This is a genomic window from Micromonospora sp. A3M-1-15 (assembly GCF_024213425.1).
Lineage (GTDB): Bacteria > Actinomycetota > Actinomycetes > Mycobacteriales > Micromonosporaceae > Micromonospora > Micromonospora chersina.
The window spans coordinates 1031093-1049020 of record NZ_JANAVK010000001.1 but is presented as its reverse complement, the minus strand read 5'-3'; the positions used below and the strand labels follow the sequence as shown (position 1 = coordinate 1049020).

Annotated in this window: 16 protein-coding genes; 14 read left to right on the top strand and 2 right to left on the bottom strand. The window is 74.2% G+C overall.

Going from position 1 to position 17928, the window contains the following annotated elements; genetic code table 11:
• The first annotated feature begins 223 nt into the window (after window positions 1-223).
• The 3 genes from NLX85_RS04735 to NLX85_RS04725 are packed head-to-tail and all read left to right on the top strand — an operon-like array spanning window position 224 to window position 4997.
• Complete coding sequence (locus NLX85_RS04735; protein WP_254331796.1) at window positions 224-1834, top strand: DAK2 domain-containing protein; 1611 nt, start codon at window positions 224-226, stop codon at window positions 1832-1834.
• Window positions 1831-4032, top strand: coding sequence for an ATP-dependent DNA helicase RecG (gene recG / locus NLX85_RS04730; RefSeq protein ID WP_254331795.1), 2202 nt, complete (start codon window positions 1831-1833; stop codon window positions 4030-4032). Before NLX85_RS04735 ends, recG begins: the two co-directional genes overlap by 4 nt.
• A 44-nt stretch (window positions 4033-4076) precedes the next feature.
• Window positions 4077-4997 (top strand): serine hydrolase, encoded by a 921-nt coding sequence (locus NLX85_RS04725; RefSeq protein ID WP_254331794.1) that lies wholly within the window; start codon window positions 4077-4079, stop codon window positions 4995-4997.
• Window positions 4998-5048: 51 nt separating this feature from the next.
• On the opposite strand, the gene NLX85_RS04720 is transcribed toward NLX85_RS04725, so the two are convergent.
• Window positions 5049-6557 carry an LPXTG cell wall anchor domain-containing protein gene (locus NLX85_RS04720; protein ID WP_254331793.1) on the bottom strand — a complete coding sequence of 503 codons (1509 nt, stop codon included), beginning with the start codon at window positions 6555-6557 and terminating at the stop codon, window positions 5049-5051.
• 300 nt (window positions 6558-6857) lie between these two features.
• Between NLX85_RS04720 and rsmD the strand changes: the two genes are divergently transcribed.
• The 11 genes from rsmD to NLX85_RS04665 all read left to right on the top strand — a co-directional run bounded on the left by rsmD (window position 6858) and on the right by NLX85_RS04665 (window position 16985).
• Complete coding sequence (gene rsmD / locus NLX85_RS04715) at window positions 6858-7421, top strand: 16S rRNA (guanine(966)-N(2))-methyltransferase RsmD (RefSeq protein WP_254331792.1); 564 nt, start codon at window positions 6858-6860, stop codon at window positions 7419-7421.
• The gene (gene coaD / locus NLX85_RS04710; RefSeq protein ID WP_091312514.1) at window positions 7418-7894 is read left to right on the top strand and encodes a pantetheine-phosphate adenylyltransferase; all 477 of its coding nucleotides are present in this window, start codon (window positions 7418-7420) and stop codon (window positions 7892-7894) included. The genes rsmD and coaD overlap by 4 nt, the downstream gene beginning before the upstream one ends.
• 136 nt (window positions 7895-8030) lie before the next feature.
• Window positions 8031-8528, top strand: a complete 498-nt coding sequence (locus tag NLX85_RS04705; protein ID WP_091312510.1) for a hypothetical protein — start codon at window positions 8031-8033, stop codon at window positions 8526-8528.
• Between the two features lie 164 nt (window positions 8529-8692).
• Complete coding sequence (locus NLX85_RS04700) at window positions 8693-9256, top strand: DUF177 domain-containing protein (RefSeq protein ID WP_254331791.1); 564 nt, start codon at window positions 8693-8695, stop codon at window positions 9254-9256.
• A 5-nt stretch (window positions 9257-9261) separates the two neighbouring features.
• The gene (rpmF, locus tag NLX85_RS04695; RefSeq protein WP_091312500.1) at window positions 9262-9435 is read left to right on the top strand and encodes a 50S ribosomal protein L32; all 174 of its coding nucleotides are present in this window, start codon (window positions 9262-9264) and stop codon (window positions 9433-9435) included.
• Window positions 9436-9565: 130 nt separating this feature from the next.
• The gene (locus tag NLX85_RS04690) at window positions 9566-10525 is read left to right on the top strand and encodes a phosphate acyltransferase PlsX (RefSeq protein WP_254333640.1); all 960 of its coding nucleotides are present in this window, start codon (window positions 9566-9568) and stop codon (window positions 10523-10525) included.
• Window positions 10522-11316: a ribonuclease III gene (gene rnc, locus NLX85_RS04685; RefSeq protein WP_091312497.1), complete on the top strand. Its 795-nt coding sequence runs from the start codon at window positions 10522-10524 to the stop codon at window positions 11314-11316. The genes NLX85_RS04690 and rnc overlap by 4 nt, the downstream gene beginning before the upstream one ends.
• Window positions 11309-12166 (top strand): bifunctional DNA-formamidopyrimidine glycosylase/DNA-(apurinic or apyrimidinic site) lyase, encoded by an 858-nt coding sequence (gene mutM / locus NLX85_RS04680; RefSeq protein ID WP_254331790.1) that lies wholly within the window; start codon window positions 11309-11311, stop codon window positions 12164-12166. The genes rnc and mutM overlap by 8 nt, the downstream gene beginning before the upstream one ends.
• A gap of 236 nt (window positions 12167-12402) precedes the next feature.
• The gene (locus tag NLX85_RS04675) at window positions 12403-14622 is read left to right on the top strand and encodes an MMPL family transporter (protein WP_254331789.1); all 2220 of its coding nucleotides are present in this window, start codon (window positions 12403-12405) and stop codon (window positions 14620-14622) included.
• Window positions 14623-14790: 168 nt separating this feature from the next.
• Window positions 14791-16296 (top strand): MFS transporter, encoded by a 1506-nt coding sequence (locus NLX85_RS04670; protein WP_254331788.1) that lies wholly within the window; start codon window positions 14791-14793, stop codon window positions 16294-16296.
• A 146-nt stretch (window positions 16297-16442) separates the two neighbouring features.
• Window positions 16443-16985, top strand: coding sequence for a GNAT family N-acetyltransferase (locus NLX85_RS04665; protein ID WP_254331787.1), 543 nt, complete (start codon window positions 16443-16445; stop codon window positions 16983-16985).
• A gap of 17 nt (window positions 16986-17002) precedes the next feature.
• Here the strand turns inward: NLX85_RS04665 and NLX85_RS04660 are convergent, their stop codons facing one another.
• Window positions 17003-17896, bottom strand: a complete 894-nt coding sequence (locus NLX85_RS04660; protein WP_254331786.1) for an endo alpha-1,4 polygalactosaminidase — start codon at window positions 17894-17896, stop codon at window positions 17003-17005.
• Window positions 17897-17928: the final 32 nt, after the last annotated feature.

Sequence of the window (17928 nt, the reverse complement as noted above, 5' to 3'; positions counted from 1 at the left end):
ATACTCCTGGGATTGAAACGTTCATGAGGTCGCCGCCAGGCGCAGCCCGGGCAACCTCGTCAGGTTACCCGATGACCCGCCGGGACGCCCAACCGGCCCGGTGGGGACCGGCCCAGCGTACCGGGGGCGCCGGTGGGGCCGCGCCGGCCCGGGCACGCCGGACACGCCGGCCGGAGGCGGCCGGGCCCGGCGCGTGTCGGTGCGCGCCAGTAGGCTTCCCGACGTGCTGGAGACCCTCGACGCCGCCGCGGTGCGCCGCTGGTGCGCGAGCGGGCTGGCCGCGCTCCAACGGCACCAGGGCGAGATCGACGACCTCAACGTCTACCCGGTCCCCGACGGCGACACCGGCACCAACCTGGTGCTCACCCTCACCTCGGCCCAGCAGGCCCTCGCCATGGACCTGGAGACCCTGCCCGACGACGGCCACACCCCGCACGGGCACGCCCTGCGGCTGATGGCCCGGGGCGCGCTGCTCGGGGCGCGGGGCAACTCCGGCGTGATCCTCTCGCAGATCCTGCGCGGCTTCGCCGACGCGCTCGCCGCCGCCCCGGCGGTCCGCGGCCGGCAGCTCACCGCCGCGCTGGCCGACGCCGCCACCGCCGCCTACGCCGCGGTCGCCCACCCCGTCGAGGGCACCCTGCTCACCGTGGTCGCCGCCGCCGCCCGCGCCGCCGAGCAGGCGGACACCGACGACCTGAGGGCGGTGGCCCGGGCGGCGGCCGGCGGGGCGGCCCGCGCGCTGGCGCGTACCCCCGAGCAGTTGCCCGAGCTGGCCCGGGCCGGCGTGGTCGACGCGGGCGGGCGCGGCCTCTGCCTGCTGCTCGACGCGCTGGTCGAGGTGGTCACCGGGGAGAGCCCGGCCCGGCCGGCGCCCGCGCCGCCCGCGGCCCGCCCGCCCGCCACCGCGGTCCGGGAGACCGGCTCCCCGGCGTACGCCTACGAGGTGCAGTACCTGCTCGACGCCACCGACGAGGCCGTGGCCCGGCTGCGCGGCGAGCTGGACGGCCTCGGCGACTCCCTGGTGATCGTGGGCGACGGCGGCACGTGGAACGTGCACGTGCACGTCAACGACGTCGGCGCGGCCGTCGAGGCCGGCGTGGTGGCCGGCCGGCCGCACCGGATCACGGTGACCCGGTTCGCCGACCAGGTGGCCCCGGCCGCGCCCCTGCCGGCGCCGCTGCCCGACGGCCGGGCCGCCGTGGTGGTGGCCACCGGCGCCGGCATCGCCGAGCTGTTCGGCGCCGAGGGCGCCACCGTGGTGCCGGCCAACCCGTCCACCGGCGAGCTGCTCGACGCGATCCGGGCCACCGGCGCGGCCCGGGTGGTGGTGCTGCCCAACGACCCCAACACCCAGTCGGTGGCGAGCGCGGCCGCCCGGGAGGCGCACCGGCTCGGGGTGAAGGTGAGCGTGGTGCCCACCCGATCCCCGGTGCAGGCCCTCGCCGCCCTCGCGGTGCGGGACCCGAAGCGGCGCTTCGAGGACGACGTCATCGCCATGGCCGAGGCCGCCGGCGCCTGCCGCTACGCCGAGGTCTGCCAGGCGAGCAAGGAGGCGCTCACGGTGGCCGGGCCGTGCCGGCCGGGCGACGTGCTGGCGCTGGTCGAGGGGGAGGTGCACCTCATCGGCGCCGACCTCCTCGACACCTGCACCGCCATGGTCGACCGGATGCTGGGCGGCGGCGGCGAGCTGGTCACCCTGCTCTGCGGGGCCGACGCCCCGGCCGGGCTGGCCGACCGGGTGCGCGAGCACGTCGAGCGGTCCTGGCCGTTCGTCGAGGTGCAGGCGTACGAGGGCGGGCAGCCGCACTATCCGCTCCTCGTGGGGGTCGAATGACGAGCGAACCGGCCACCGTGGACACGCCGCTGAAGAAGCTGGTCGGTGACCGCACCGCCAAGGCCCTGGCGAGCCACCTCGACCTGCACACCGCCGGCGACCTGATCTACCACTTCCCCCGCCGCTACGACGAGCGCGGCGAGCACACCGACATCCGCTCGCTGGACGTGGGGGAGCAGGTCACCGTGCTGGCCCAGGTGCAGCGCACCGCGGTCCGGCCGATGCGGCAGCGCCGGGGCAACCTGCTGGAGGTCACCGTCGGCGACGGCTCCGGCGGGGTGCTCACCCTCACCTTCTTCGGCAACCAGGCGTGGCGGGAACGGGAGCTGCGCCCCGGCCGCTGGGGGCTGTTCGCCGGCAAGGTCACCGAGTTCCGGGGCAAGCGGCAGCTCAACGGCCCGGAATACGTGCTGCTCGGCGAGGGCGGCGACGGCGAGGCGGCGGCCAACGAGGAGGTCGAGGAGTTCGCCGGGGCGCTGATCCCGGTCTACCCGGCCGCGGCGGCCGTGCCGACCTGGGTGATCGCCCGCTGCGTGCGGGTGGTGCTGGACACCTTCACCCCGCCGGACGACCCGCTGCCCGCCACCGTGCGGGCCAGCCGGAACCTGGTCGGTATCGGCGCCGCGCTGCGCGAGATCCACCGGCCGTCCAGCAAGGAGGAGCTGTACAAGGCGCGCCGCCGGCTGAAGTGGGACGAGGCGTTCGCCGTGCAGCTCACCCTGGTGCAGCGCAAGCACCGGGCGGCGTCCTGGCCCGCGAAGGCGCGGCCCGCGAGGCCGGGCGGGCTGCTGGACGCGTTCGACGCCCGGCTGCCGTACGAGCTGACCTCCGGCCAGCAGGCCGTCGGCCGGGAGATCGCCGCCGACCTGGCCACCGCGCACCCGATGCACCGGCTGCTCCAGGGCGAGGTGGGCAGCGGCAAGACCGTCGTGGCGTTGCGGGCCATGCTCCAGGTGGTCGACGCCGGCGGGCAGGCCGCGCTGCTCGCCCCGACCGAGGTGCTCGCCGCCCAGCACCACCGGGGCATGCTCGACCTGCTCGGCCCGCTCGCGCAGGCGGGCGAGCTGGGCGCCGCCGACGACGCCACCCGGGTGGAGCTGGTCACCGGCTCGCTGGGCGCGGCGGCCCGGCGGCGGGCGCTCGCCGAGGTGGCCGAGGGGCGCGCCGGCATCGTGCTCGGCACCCACGCCCTGCTCTACGAGGGGGTCGACTTCCACGACCTGGGGCTCGTGGTGGTCGACGAGCAGCACCGGTTCGGCGTGGAGCAGCGGGACGCGCTGCGGGCCAAGGCCGACCAGCCGCCGCACGTGCTCGTCATGACCGCCACCCCGATCCCGCGTACGGTCGCCATGACCGTCTACGGCGACCTGGAGACCTCGACGCTGTCCCAGCTGCCGCAGGGCCGCTCGCCGATCGCCTCGCACGTGGTGCCGGCCGCCGAGAAGCCGGCCTTCCTCGACCGGGCCTGGCGCCGGCTGCGCGAGGAGGTCGGCAAGGGACACCAGGCGTACGTGGTGTGTCCGCGGATCGGGGAGGGGCCGGCCTCGGACGAGGAGGCGCCCCGCGAGGACGACAACGGCCGTCGGCCGCCCGTCGCCGTCACCGAGGTGGCCCCGCTGCTCGCCGAGGGGCCGCTGCACGGGTTGCGGATCGGGGTGCTGCACGGGCGGTTGCCGGCCGACGAGAAGGACGCCGTGATGCGCTCCTTCGCGGCCGGCGACCTGGACGTGCTGGTGGCCACCACGGTGGTCGAGGTGGGCGTGAACGTGCCCAACGCCACCGTGATGATCGTGCTGGACGCCGACCGGTTCGGCGTCTCGCAGCTGCACCAGCTCCGCGGCCGGGTGGGCCGGGGCTCGGCCGCCGGCCTCTGCCTGCTGGTGACCGAGGCGATGGAGGGTTCCCCGGCTCGGGAACGGCTGGACGCGGTCGCCTCCACCACCGACGGTTTCAAGCTCGCCGAGCTGGACCTGGAGCAGCGCCGGGAGGGCGACGTGCTGGGCGCCACCCAGTCCGGCCGCCGGTCGCACCTGCGGCTGCTGTCGCTGCTGCGCGACACCGACCTCATCCGGGACGCCCGGGCCGAGGCGATCGCCCTGGTCGAGGAGGACCCGGAGCTGGCCAACCACCCGGCGTTGGCCGCCTCGGTCGCCGCCCTGGTCGACGAGGAGCGCGCCGAATACCTGGAGAAAGGCTGACCCGCCGCCCCCACGGGCCGGCCGGCCGGGCCTAGGCTCGGGCGATGCCGACCCCATCCCTCGACCGCGGTGTGCTCCTGCTGGCGCGGGGCGACGATCTCCAGGTGGAGCGGGTCACCGGCTCCGCCGGCGCCGGATCGCCCTGCACCCCCGCGACCCGCTTTCAGATCGCCTCGATCAGCAAGCAGATGGCCGCCGTCGCGGTGCTGCTCCTCGCCGAGCGGGGCGCGCTGCGCCTGGACGATCCGATCAACCGCTGGCTGCCGGACCCGCCGGCGGCCTGGTCCGGGATCACCCCGCACCACCTGCTCACCCACACCTCCGGCCTGGGCCATTGGGAGGACTACCCGATGATCGACCTGGCCGGGCCGGCCGAGCCGGACAAGCTGCTACGGGTCTTCGCCGGCCTGCCGCCGCTGTTCGCCCCGGGCGCCGGCTGGCACTACAGCAGCCCCGGCTACGTCCTGCTGGCCCGGGCCGTCGAGCGCGCCTCCGGCCGCCCGTACGCCGAGTTCCTCGCCGAAGAGGTCTTCGCGCCGCTCGGCATGACAGGCAGCTTCGCCGGCGACGCCGCCGGGCGGGACGACGTGGCGACGGGGCACGAGGGCGGCCGGCCGGTGCCGTCCTGGAACCTGGACACGGTGAGCATGGGCGCCGGGGACGTCTGGTGCACGGGTGCCGACCTGCTCACCTGGCTCGACGTGCCGCGCCGGGGCCGGCTGCTCGGGCCCGCCGCGGTGGCCGCCATGATCACCCCGCACGCGCCGACCGGCCGCCCCGGCGAGGCGTACGGCTACGGCTGGTTCGTCGGCCCGCTGGCCGGGGAACGGGCGATCCACCACTCCGGGGACAACGGCGGCTACAAGGCGTTGGCGGCCTGGTTCCCCGACTCGGACCGCCGCCTCGTGGTGCTGACCAACCAGGCCGAGATCGACCGCGCGCTGCTGATGGCGCAGCTGGAATGAGTCGAGGGCGCGCCGACCGGGGTGGTCGGCGCGCCCTCGGGCAGGCTCACGTCAGGCGGTGAAGCGGATCCGCCGCCGTCGGGTCACCACGAAGAGCACCGCGCCGGCCGCCACCAGGGCACCGGCCACGGCCGCCATGACGCCCGCGGCCGCGCCGGTCACCGGCAGGCCCGGCTCGGCGCCCCCGCCACCGCCGCCACCGCAGTTCCGCTCGGGGGCGTAGACGGCCTCCATCTCCAGGTCGAGGTCGGGCAGGGTGACGGTGGCCTGCTCGTCCTTGCCGGCCTTGAAGGTCACCTTCTCGGCCCTGCCCGGCGCGACCGTGCGGGTCTCGGTGCGCCCGCCGTAGGTCAGCTCGGCCCTCACGGGCAGGCCACCCTTCGGGTTGGCGACGGTCAGGGTGAAGGTGTCGCAGTCGGCCTTGGCGGCCACCGTCGGCAGTGGGCAGTCCTCCGGGCGCTGCCACGAGTAGGTGCCCTTGTCGAGCACCTTGCCGTCGACCAGCACCTCGACGGTGCCGGCGTTCGCGGCCGGGACGACGGTGTCGGTGTCCGCCTTGCCGGGCTCGACGGTCACCTTCTTCGACCAGCCGTTGGCGCCGCGCACCTCGAACTCGACCGGGTAGCGGCTCAGGCTGCCGTCGTTGCTGAGCGCCACGGTGACCGTGCCGTCGCAGTTGGCGGTGAAGAGCGAGGCGGGGTTGGTGCAGCTGCGGCCGCCGCCGTTGTACCAGCCCCGCGGGCCGTGCGACCGGTTGCCGGGCGCGCCGGGGGAGCCCAGCTTGAGGTTGCCGTACCGCTTGCCGTCCCCGGTCAGCGGGTCGATGACCTGGCTGGTGTCGCCCCAGATCAGGTCCACCTGGGTGTTGCAGTCGGGCAGGTCGACCTTCAGCTCGACGGCGGTCTTCGTGCCGCCGAGCCAGTCGCTGGCCGGCGTGCCGTGCACGTACTGCGGGGTGGTGAAGCGCGGGCGCGGGGCGAAGTAGGAGACCAGGGTGAACCACTGCCTGCCGTCGCCGCAGAGCGGCAGGTCACCGTCGAGCTTGACGGTGGCCGTGCCCTTCGGCCCGTCGAAGGTGTGGCTGTAGGTGGCCTTGTCCAGGTCCACGCACCTGGGCGCGGGGGCGCACGGCGCGTCCCGGGTCAGGTCGACGGTGCCGGTGTCGGTGTGGTCCTGGCCGTTCTTCTTCCACAGCGCGTACACGGTCAGCGAGGCCGACCGGGTGTCGCCGGGGACCCGCTGGACCGCCTGGACCGAGCCGCCGTCGGGGACGACCGTGCCCTCCAGCGGGATGGCGGGCGCGCCGTCGACGGCGACGGTCACGTCGGTCTTCGGGTTCGGGGTGACCTGCTGGAGCGTGGCGGCCTTGTCCCGCTCGCTGTTCTCCACCGTCCAGGTGAGGACCCGCTCGCCGGTGAGCTGGTCGCAGGCGGAGGTGGCGCTGATGGTGGTGTGGTGGGCGCTGGCGGGGGCGGAGACCGCCACGGCCCCGGCGAGGCCGAGCAGGGCGGCGCCCAGCACGGCGAGCGGTCGCCGCGGCGACAGCCTGGTACGGATCACGGGTACTCCCGGATTGAGGGGGTTCGGGGTGTTGGCGTGGGGCGGGGAGCGGGCACGGAGAGGTTTGCGGATCCGCGCGACGGCGCCGTCCCGACGCCGGTGCCGGCGAGGCGAGCCGACAACCGGGCAGACCCTAGCGAAATCGACACCGCGGGCGTTACCGCGATCGACGGCTCGCAAAGGGTCTGTTATAGATTTGAGATCATTGATGTACGGCAGGTGATCGGCCGTCGCGCCGGGTGGTCCGCCCGGCCCGGTCCCGCCGTCGCGTAGCGTCTGGGGCATGTGCGGGAGCAGGCGGTGACCCGGATCGTGGCCGGGGCCCTCGGCGGCCGGCGGATCGCCGCGCCGCCCGGCGCCGGCACCCGGCCGACCTCGGACCGGGTCCGCGAGGCGCTGTTCAGCGCCGTGCAGGCCGAGCTCGATCTCGACGGGGCCCGCGTGGCCGACCTCTACGCCGGCTCCGGCGCGGTCGGGCTGGAGGCGCTGTCGCGCGGCGCGGCCCACGTGCTGCTCGTCGAGTCCGACCCCCGGGCCGCCCGGGTGATCCGGGAGAACATCGCCGCGCTCCGGGCCGCCCCGGCCGCCCGCCTGGTCACCGGCAAGGTCGCCACCGTGCTCGCCGCCGGCCCCGACGGCGGGGCGTACGACGTGGTCTTCGCCGACCCGCCCTACGCCGTACCCGGCGAGGAGATCACCGCGATGCTGGCCGCGCTGGTCGGCGGCGGCTGGCTGGCGCGGGACGCCCTGGTGGTCGTCGAGCGGTCCACCCGCAGCGGCGAGGTGGGGTGGGTGGAGGGCATCACTGCCGGGCGCAGCCGCCGCTACGGCGAGACCACCCTTTGGTACGGTCGCCGATCATGAGACGTGCTGTCTGTCCCGGCTCGTTCGATCCGGTCACCAACGGACACCTCGACATCATCGGCCGGGCCAGCCGGCTCTTCGACGAGGTGATCGTCGGCGTGCTGGTCAACCAGTCGAAGCAGGGGCTGTTCACGGTCGAGGAGCGGATCGACATGCTCCGCGAGGTGACCTCCTCGTACGACAACGTGCGGGTCGAGTCGTTCCGCGGCCTGCTTGTCGACTTCTGCCGCGCCCAGCAGGCGAGCGTGCTGATCAAGGGCCTGCGCGCGGTCAGCGACTTCGACTACGAGCTCCAGATGGCCCAGATGAACATCGGCCTGGCCGGCGTGGAGACGCTCTTCATGCCGACCAACCCGCTCTACTCCTTCCTCTCCTCCAGCCTGGTCAAGGACGTGGCCAAGTGGGGCGGCGACATCTCCGCGCACGTCCCCGACGTGGTCCGCGAGGAGCTGGTCGCCCGGCTGCGCCGCTGACCGCCCCGCGGGCGACGCGCCGGGCAGGGGTGCAGCGGCGCGGGTGGAGGGCGCGTTACATGATGTGTGCAGCGCCGAACCCGGGCGCAGGCCGCATCATGAAGGTCGGCCGACGAACGACAGGAGTGAGGTACCGGTGGACCCGCTCGATCGCATCGACGAACTGATCGCCATGGTGGAGCAGGCCCGCTCCGTTCCGATGTCGCGCAACAACTGCATGGTCGACCGGGGCGAGATGATCGCCGCACTGGACGAGCTGCGTGTGGAGCTTCCCGCCGACCTGCGCCGGGCCGCCGCGCTGCTGGAGGAGCGGGACAAGATCATGGAGGCCGGCAAGCGCGAGGCCGACCGGATCATCAGCGAGGGTGAGGCGGAGCACGCGCGCCTCGTCTCGGTGAACGAGATCACCGTGTCCGCCGAGCACGAGGGCGCCCGGATCATCGCCGAGGCCCGGGCCGAGGCGCAGCGCCTGCGCGAGGAGGTCGACGACTACGTCGACACCGCCCTGGCCAACTTCGAGCAGTTCCTCACCCGGGCGCTCGCCTCGATAGAGCGCGGCCGGGACAAGATGCACGCGCTGCGGGAGATCGGCACCTTCGCCGGTGACGAGGCGGACCGCCCGCTGCCCTTCTGAGCGCCGCCGGCGGCAGCCGGGGGCCGCGCTACGCTTGCCAGCGGCACGCGGGCCGGTGGCCGACAGCCGGCACCCGACGGGCCAGGGACGACGCCCCGGTTCGACGGTCCGCCGGTCGTCCAGGTAACCTTCTTTGTCGGCCTCTCACCGGCCGGAGTCTAACTATGCCCAAACACACGCCAAGCCAACTCGACCCCAGGTCGCCGCTGGTCCTCGACACGAGGGACCTGCCGCGTCGGCCTGGCGCGTTGCGTACGCATCGGCGCGTCGTGCCGGCACCGGCGGACCTCGGCGTGGAGTTGATCACTGTGCCGGAGGGCGCGGACCTCGACCTCGACCTGAGGTTGGAGTCGGTGTCCGAGGGCGTGCTCGTCTCCGGGACCGTCACCGGTCCCGTCAAGGGCGAGTGCGGCCGCTGCCTGCGCGAGATCGACGACTCGGTGGCCGTGACGATCCAGGAGCTGTACGCGTACGAGAACAGCACCACGGACGACACGACCGACGAGGACGAGGTGGGCCGGATGCAGGGCGATCTGATCGACCTGGAGCCGGCGCTGCGGGACGCGGTGGTGCTCGCACTGCCGACCAACCCGCTCTGCCGGGAGGACTGCCCAGGGTTGTGCCCCGAATGCGGGGTGCACTGGGACGATCTGCCGGCCGACCACAGTCACCAGCAGATCGACCCGCGTTGGGCGGGCCTGACGCAACTGACCAGTACAGAGGAGTAGGAACCGTGGCCGTCCCCAAGCGCAAGATGTCGCGCAGCAACACCCGCGCCCGCCGGGCGAACTGGAAGGCCACGGCGGTCGCGACCGTGCCTTGCCCGCAGTGCAAGTCGGCCAAGCTGCCGCACGCCGCCTGCTCCGTCTGCGGCACCTACAACGGCCGTCAGGTCCTCGAGGTCTGACGGACGCCGAGTGACGTCCCCGACCACCGGTCGGGTGGCGCACGCACCAAGGCTCTCGCCCGGTGCCCCGGCTCCCTCCGCCGCCGGCCGTTCCCCGGCCGGCGCGCCCGCGGAGCCGGGCACCGCGCGGATCGCCGTCGACCTCCTCGGCGGGGACGATGCTCCCGCCGTCGTGGTTGACGGCGCTCTGCGGGCCGTGCGTACCGACCCTGACCTGCACCTGCTGCTCGTCGGACCGACCGAGGTCGCCGACGGGCTGATCGGTGCGCTCGACCCGGAGCAGCGCACCCGGGTCACCGTCCGCCCGGTGCGGACCGCCGTCGGCATGGCCGACCATCCCACCGCCGCGCGCGGGGAGAGCACCGTCCGCGCCGCCGTGCACGCCGTCCGCGACGGGTTCGCCGACGCGCTCGTCTCCGCCGGCTCGACCGGCGCCACCGTCACCGCCGCCGCGCTCGGCCTCGGCCGCTGGGCGGGCGTACGCCGCCCCGCCCTGGTCGCCACCCTTCCCGCCGTCGAAGGGCCGGTGGTGCTGCTGGACGTCGGCGGCACGCTCGAACCCGGACCCGCCACCCTGGCCCGGCACGCCGTCCTCGGCGCCGCCTACGCGGCCGTGGCGCACGCCGTCGCCGCGCCCCGGGTCGGGCTGCTCTCCGTCGGCGTCGAGGCGGGCAAGGGCGACCGGCTCCGCCGCTCCGCCGACCGCGCCCTCGCCGCCGTGCCGCTGCCCTGCGGCGCCCGCTACGTCGGCCTCGTCGAGGGGTACGACCTCTCCCTCGGCGCCCGCGCCGACGTGGTGGTGACCGACGGCTTCACCGGCAACGTGCTGCTCAAAGCCATCGAGGGCGCGTACGCCATGGCCGGCGGGCCCCCGGCGGGCGGTGGCGCGCCCCGCGCGGCGGCCCTGCTCGGGGTGGCCGGCACCGTGGTGGTCTGCCACGGCGCGGCCCGGCCCGACGACGTCGCCTCCGGCATCGCCCTCGCCGCCCACCTGTGGCGCCGGGGCGCCACCCACACCGTCTCGACCCTGCTCGACGACGTTCCGCACGATCCCGCACCTGACCGCAACGACACCGAGGTAGCGCCATGACCAACGACAAGCGGCGGCGTGCTCCCGTCGGCCACCTGGAGGCGGCCTTCGGGGTGTCGCTCGACCCGGAACTGCTGGAGCGCGCACTGACCCACCGCTCCTACGCGTACGAGAACGGTGGCCTGCCCACCAACGAGCGGCTGGAGTTCCTCGGCGACTCGGTCCTCGGCGTGGTGATCACCACGGCGCTCTTCCACAACCACCCGGACCTGCCCGAGGGGCAGCTCGCCAAGCTGCGGGCCAGCGTGGTCAACATGCGGGCCCTCGCGGACGTGGCGCGCGGCCTCGGCCCGGACGGGCTGGGCGCGTACCTGCTGCTCGGCAAGGGCGAGGAGGCCACCGGCGGCCGGGACAAGGCCAGCATCCTGGCCGACACCCTGGAGGCGCTGCTCGGCGCCATCTACCTCCAGTACGGCCTGGACACCGCGGCCCTCGTGATCCACCGGCTGTTCGATCCGCTGATGGCGGAGTCGGCCGGCCGGGGCGCGGCGCTCGACTGGAAGACGAGCCTCCAGGAGCTGACCGCCGCGCTGGGGCTCGGGGTGCCCGAGTACCGGATCGAGGGCACCGGCCCGGACCACCTCAAGACCTTCACGGCCTGGGTGGTGGTGGCCGGCAACCGGTACGGCGGCGCGGAGGGGCGCAGCAAGAAGGAGGCCGAGCAGCGGGCCGCCGAGTCGGCCTGGCGGATGCTGACCGAGCAGGCCGAGGCGGAGGCCGCCGCGAAGGCCGCGGCCGACGGGGTGGAGCCGGCGGGCGACCCCGCCGAGACCGGCGCCGGCCGTGCCTGAGCTGCCCGAGGTCGAGACCGTCCGGCAGGGGCTGGCCCAGTGGGTCGTCGGCCGGCGGATCAGCGCCGTCGAGGTGCGCCACCCCCGGGCGGTCCGCCGGCACGAGCCGGGCGGCGAGCACTTCGCCGACGTGCTGACCGGCCGGACGATCACCGACGTCCGACGCCGGGGCAAGTACCTGTGGCTGCCGCTGGACAGCGGGGACGCCCTCATCGGCCACCTCGGCATGTCCGGCCAGCTCCTGCTCCAGCCGGTCGGCGCGGCCGACGAGCTGCACCTGCGGGTCCGGTTCCGGTTCGCCGACGACGGCCCGGAGCTGCGGTTCGTCGACCAGCGCACGTTCGGCGGGCTGTCGGTCTCCGAGGGCGGGGCCGAGCTGCCGGCCGAGATCGCCCACATCGCCCGGGATCCCATGGACCCGGAGTTCTCCGACGCCGCCTTCGTGGCCGCGCTGCGCAAGCGGCGGACCGAGGTGAAGCGGGCGCTGCTCGACCAGACGCTGATCTCCGGTGTCGGCAACATCTACGCCGACGAGGCGCTCTGGCGGGCCAAGCTGCACGGCGCCCGGCCGACCGACGCGCTGACCGGCCCGGCGGCCGGCCGGCTGCTCGGCCACGTCCGGGACGTGCTCGGCGAGGCGATCAAGCAGGGCGGCACCAGCTTCGACGAGCTGTACGTCAACGTCAACGGCGAGAGCGGCTACTTCGACCGGTTGCTGAACGCGTACGGGCGGGAGGGCGAGCCCTGCCCCCGGTGCGGCACGCCGATCCGACGCGAGGCGTTCATGAACCGTTCGTCCTACAGTTGCCCGCGCTGCCAGCCCCGCCCCCGGGGCGGCCTCCGGGGATGACCCCGAGCCGGCTCGGGGTTGCGCCGGTGTGCCTCGCCGGACGCCGCCCGGCGGGTCCCCCGGTCGTGCCCTGAAAAGTCCTTTCTGGCCGGTTGGCCGACCCGATTCCGGCCGCCCGGACGGAGCCGGCCGGATGGGGGACGAGCGGGGGCCCTTCCCCGATGTCCGGGACCGCTCCGCTCCCTAGCGTCAGCAGAGGTCGGCACTGGGCCGACGTCTGGAGGGGGATCCCGGGTATGGGCAGGCGACCGGTGACCGTGCGGCTGGCACGGTGGAGTGCGGAGCATCCGTGGCGGGCCATCGCGCTCTGGGTGGTGTTCGTGGCGGTGTGCTTCGTGGGCGGCAACGCCGCCGGCCTGAACGAGGCGACCGACGACGACCAGGCGATCGGCGAGTTCGGGCGGGCGCAGTTGATCGTCGACAGTGGCGGCTTCCACGAGCCGGCCACGGAGAACGTGCTCATCACTCCCCGCGCGGGCACGCTCGACGCGGCCGCCGCGAAGGCCGCCGCCGAGGACGCGACGGCCCGGCTGCGGCAGGTCGACGGGGTGACCTCGGTGGGCGCGCCCATGCCGTCCCGGGACGGCAACGCGCTGCTGGTGCCGATCACCATGTCGGGCGACCCGGAGACCGCCTCGGACCGGGTGCAGCCGCTGCGCGACACCACCGCGAAGGTCCAGGAGGCGCACCCGGCGCTGCGCGTCGAGCAGGTCGGCGGCCCGTCGATCGGCAAGGCGCTCGACGACACCCTCGGCAAGGACTTCAAGCGGGCCGAGCTGCTCAGCCTTCCGGTCACCCTGGCCATCCTGATCATCGCGTTCGGCGCGCTGATCGCGGCCGGCGTGCCGGTGCTGCTCGCGCTCTCCTCGGTGGCCGCGGCCATGGGGCTCTCCACCCTCGCCTCGCACCTCGTGCCGGCCACCGACACCACGGCCAGCGTGATCCTGCTGATCGGCATGGCGGTCGGCGTGGACTACTCGCTCTTCTACGTCCGGCGGGAACGCGAGGAGCGGGCCAAGGGGCGTTCCGGGCTGGACGCCGTGGAGATCGCGGCGGAGACCTCCGGGCACGCCGTCGTGGTCTCCGGCACCGCCGTGATCATCTCTATGGCCGGGCTGCTGCTCGCCCAGGACGCCATCTTCTCCTCACTCGCCGTCGGCTCGATCCTGGTGGTCGCGGTCGCGGTGATCGGCTCGCTGACCGTCCTGCCGGCGCTCCTGGCCAAGCTGGGCCGCTGGGTCGACCGGCCCCGGGTGCCGCTGCTGTGGCGGCTCACCGCCCCGCGCGTCGGGCGGCACGGCCAGACGTCCCGGCCGCGGTTCTGGCCGGCCGTGCTGAGGCCCGCGCTGCGCGCCCCGCTGGCCACCCTGGTGGTCTCGGTCGGGCTGCTGCTCGCCCTGGCCGCCCCGGCGCTGGGCATGAAGCTGAAGTTCCCCGGCATGGAGGACGTGCCGCGCACCACGGCGGCCATGCAGGCGTACGACCGGCTCACCGCGGCCTTCCCGAGCAACGGCACCAGCCACACCGTGGCGGTGAAAGCGCCGGCCGAGCAGGCCGACCGGGTGAAGGCCGCGCTGACCGGGCTGGCCGACCGCGCCGCCGCCGACCCGCTCTTCGCGCCGGCCGAGGGGGACGGCCCGAAGATCAAGGTGTCGGCCGACCGGCGGGTGTCGGTGCTGGAGGTCGCCACGCCGTACGCCAGCCGCACCGACGAGGCGTCCCGGTCCCTGCACGAGCTGCGCCAGGACCTGGTCCCGGCCGCGCTGGGCGGCATCCCGGGCGTCGAGTACGCGGTCGGCGGCGGCGTGGCGGCCAGCGAGGACTACGCGGACCACATCTGGGCGAAGCTGCCCCTGGTGGCGGCCTTCGTGCTGGCGCTGACCTTCCTCGTGATGGCCTGGACGTTCCGGTCGGTGGTGGTCGCGGTCACCTCGATCCTGCTGAACCTGCTCTCCGCCGGGGCCGCGTACGGGCTGCTCGTGCTGGTCTTCCAGGGCACCTGGGCGGAGGGGCTGCTCGGCTTCACCTCGATGGACGCGATCGTCACCTGGCTGCCGATGTTCCTGTTCGTGGTGCTGTTCGGGCTCTCCATGGACTACCACGTGTTCGTGGTCAGCCGGATCCGCGAGGGGATCCGCCAGGGGATGTCGAACAAGGACGCGGTGGCGTACGGGATCACCTCCTCGGCGGGCGTGGTGACCAGCGCGGCGATCGTCATGGTCGGCGTCTTCTCGATCTTCGCGACGCTGAGCACCATCGACTTCAAGCAGCTCGGCATCGGGCTGGCCGCGGCCATCCTGCTGGACGCCACGATCATCCGGGCGGTGGTGCTGCCCTCGCTGATGACGCTGCTCGGGGACGCGAACTGGTGGGCGCCGCGGTTCCTGCGCGGCCGGGCGGCGACCCCGCCGGCCGAGCCGCCCGCGCCGGCACCGGAGTTGGTCGGCGCGCGCTGACCGCGGACACGGGGGAGGGCGGGCCGGTCGGTCCGCCCTTCCCCGTGTGACGGGGGTGTCACCGCAGGATTAACGGCCGCGACGGCGGGGCATCTGGGCCGCCATGGACGAACAGCTCACGCCGGCGGCCCGCCGCGCCCCGGCCCCCGCAGCCCTCCGGAGCGCGTCATGAGCACCGACGTGCGGACCGGCACCGTACGGACCAACGTCCCGGCCCGCCTGGACCGGCTGCCGTGGTCCCGCTGGCACTGGATGATCGTGATCGGCCTCGGCACGGTCTGGATCCTCGACGGCCTCGAGGTGACCATCGTCGGCAACCTCTCCGGCAAGCTTGCCGAGCCGGGCAGCGGCCTGAGCATCACCCAGAGCCAGGTCACCGGCCTGGCCGCCGCGCTCTACGTGGCGGGCGCCTGCACCGGCGCGCTCTTCTTCGGCTGGCTCACCGACCGGTTCGGGCGCAAGAAGCTGTTCCTGCTGACCCTCGGGCTCTACCTGGTGGCGACCGCGCTGACCGCGCTGTCCTTCGACACCTGGTGGTTCTTCCTGTTCCGGTTCCTCACCGGCATGGGCATCGGCGGCGAGTACGCGGCCATCAACTCGGCCATCGACGAGCTGATCCCGGCGCGGCACCGCGGCCGCATCGACATCATCATCAACGGCACCTTCTGGCTCGGCGCGGCGCTGGGCGCGCTGCTGACCGTGCCGCTGCTCAACGGCCTGCCGACCAACCTCGGCTGGCGGGTCGCGTTCGGCCTGGGCGCGGTGCTCGGCGTGGTGATCCTGCTGGTCCGCCGGCACGTCCCGGAGAGTCCACGCTGGTTGTTCATCCACGGCCGGGCCGAGGAGGCGAACCATCTCGTCGACTCGGTCGAGGCCGAGGTGAAGCGGGAGACCGGCAAGGATCTCGCCGAGGCGGACAACTACATCGAGATCAAGCAGCGGAAGAGCACCAACTTCCTGGAGATCGCGAAGACCCTGTTCGCCCGCTACCCCAAGCGCGCCACGCTGGGCTTCTCGCTCTTCATCGGTCAGGCGTTCCTCTACAACGCGATCACCTTCGGCTTCGCCCAGATCCTCCAGACGTTCTTCGACGTCCCGCCGGGCAACAGCGGCTACTACTTCGCGGTGATCGCCGTGGGCAACCTGCTCGGCCCGCTGCTGCTGGGCCGGCTCTTCGACACCGTCGGCCGCGTCCCGATGATCGCCGGCTCGTACATCGGCTCGGGCATCCTGCTGCTCGGCACCGCCTGGCTGTTCCACTCGGGCGTGCTCAGCGCGGTGACCATGACCGCCTGCTGGTGCGCGGTGCTCTTCTTCGCCTCGGCCGGCGCCAGTGCCGCGTATCTGACGGTCAGCGAGATCTTCCCCATGGAGACCCGGGCCATGGCCATCGCGTTCTTCTACGCGATCGGCACCGCCGCCGGTGGCATCACCGGCCCGCTGCTCTTCGCCAAGCTGGTCGGCACCGGCAAGGTCGGCGACACCGTGGTCGCCTTCGTCATCGGCGCCGCCGTGATGATCATCGGTGGCCTCGTGGAGCTGACCCTCGGCATCAAGGCCGAGGGCAAGTCCCTGGAGGAACTGGCCACCCCGCTCAGCGCCGAGCACGCCGACATCCCGTCCCAGCGCGGCGCCGGCACCCCGGCCCCGGTCACCGGCGGCGCCCCCGGCTGACCTCCGCCGCTCCCCCCGGCACCGCCCCCGTCCGTCCAGGCCGGGGGCGGTGCCGCTTCATCCAGGGGTACGCGGGGCACGAGCACATTCCGGCTGACGCGCTTGCCGGTTTGTCGGTGACCGGTCCGGTCCGGTAGGAAGCTCGCATGCTGAGGGGCAACACGGTCGGGCTCAGGGCCCGGCACGAGGACGACATCCCGACCCTGCGGGCCGAGCTCTACGACGACGTGGTCAACTCCTCCCGGTCCGAAGGCGGGCCGTGGCGGCCGATCACGCCCGGCTCGAAGGATCGGCGGCTCGTGGTGGACGACCAGGAGCAGGGAAGCGTCTCGTTCTCGGTGGTGGAGCTGGACGGCGGCACGCTGGTCGGCACCGCCACGCTGTGGGGCATCGACAACCACAACCGGTCCGCGCACATCGGCCTGGGACTGCTCCCGTCCGCGCGGGGAAAGGGCTTCGGCACCGACGTGGTGGCGGTGCTCTGCCACTACGGATTCGTCGTGCGCGGCCTCCAGCGGCTCCAGATCGAGACACTTGCCGACAACGCCGCGATGCTGCGCTCCGCCGAGCGCAACGGCTTCGTCCGCGAGGGCGTGCTGCGCTCCTCGGCCTGGGTGCTGGGCGAGTTCCTCGACGAGGTGGTGCTCGGGCTCCTCGCTCAGGACTGGAAGCCGGACGTGGCGGCTTAGCCTCCGCCCCGGGGCGCTCAGGGCAGCACGCAGGGCTCGCGCCAGGCGTCGAGTTCGCGGTCCTTGAGGATCGAGGCGAAGCCGTAGCCGACCGTGGTGACGCAGAAGTCGGCCGGGTCGCCGGTGAACTCGACGTGGAAGACCGGCTTGTGCGCGTCGGCGAAGGGGAGCAGCTTGTCGCACCCGCCCCGGCGGACGCACTCCTGGTTGACCGCGAAGTCGAAGTCGGGGGCCAGCGCCGCCACCTGCGGCAGGTCGTCGACGAGCCCGGGGGAGAGCTCCAGCCGCCGGGCCAGCGCGGCCAGCCGCCGGTTGAACAGCAGCTGGTCGTCGAAGGTGAGCGGGAAGCCGGAGCGGTGCAGGTAGCCGTCGGCGTCGTCGAGAGCCACCGCGCCGAAGCCCTTGCCCCGGCAGAGCCGGAACCGGTCGGCCAGCACCGGCTCCAGCGAGTCCCACCGGCGGACGTCCAGCCACCGGCTGCCCGGCCGGCCGGGCACCGCCGCGCCGCGTACCGCCGCCGGGAAGCGGCTGGCGTCCGGGTCGGTGGCCGCGTACGTGCCGACCCGCACCTGGCACACCAGGCGGCGGTGGCGGGCGCGTAGCGCGCCGGTCTCGCCGGAGGTGGTCCGCACCGCGTCGAGCAGGAAGACGTCCGCGTCGACGGTGACGTCCACGGGGCCGGTGAGCTGCCACTGCCACTGCCAGCGGCGGGCCTGCGCGACCGGCCACGGGGTGGGCGCCCCGGGCGGGACGATCGGCTCCCGGCAGGCCGGCACCGGGGCGAGCAGCAGCGCCGTCAGCACCACGGCAACGCCCCGGCGCGGTCCACGTCGGCGGACGCGGACCGGCCGGGGCAGCATGGCCCACGCCGGCCGGATCCGCATGGACAGCTCCCGGGTCGCGGGCGGCACCCCGCCCCCTGCCGGTACGTCTCCGGTGGCCC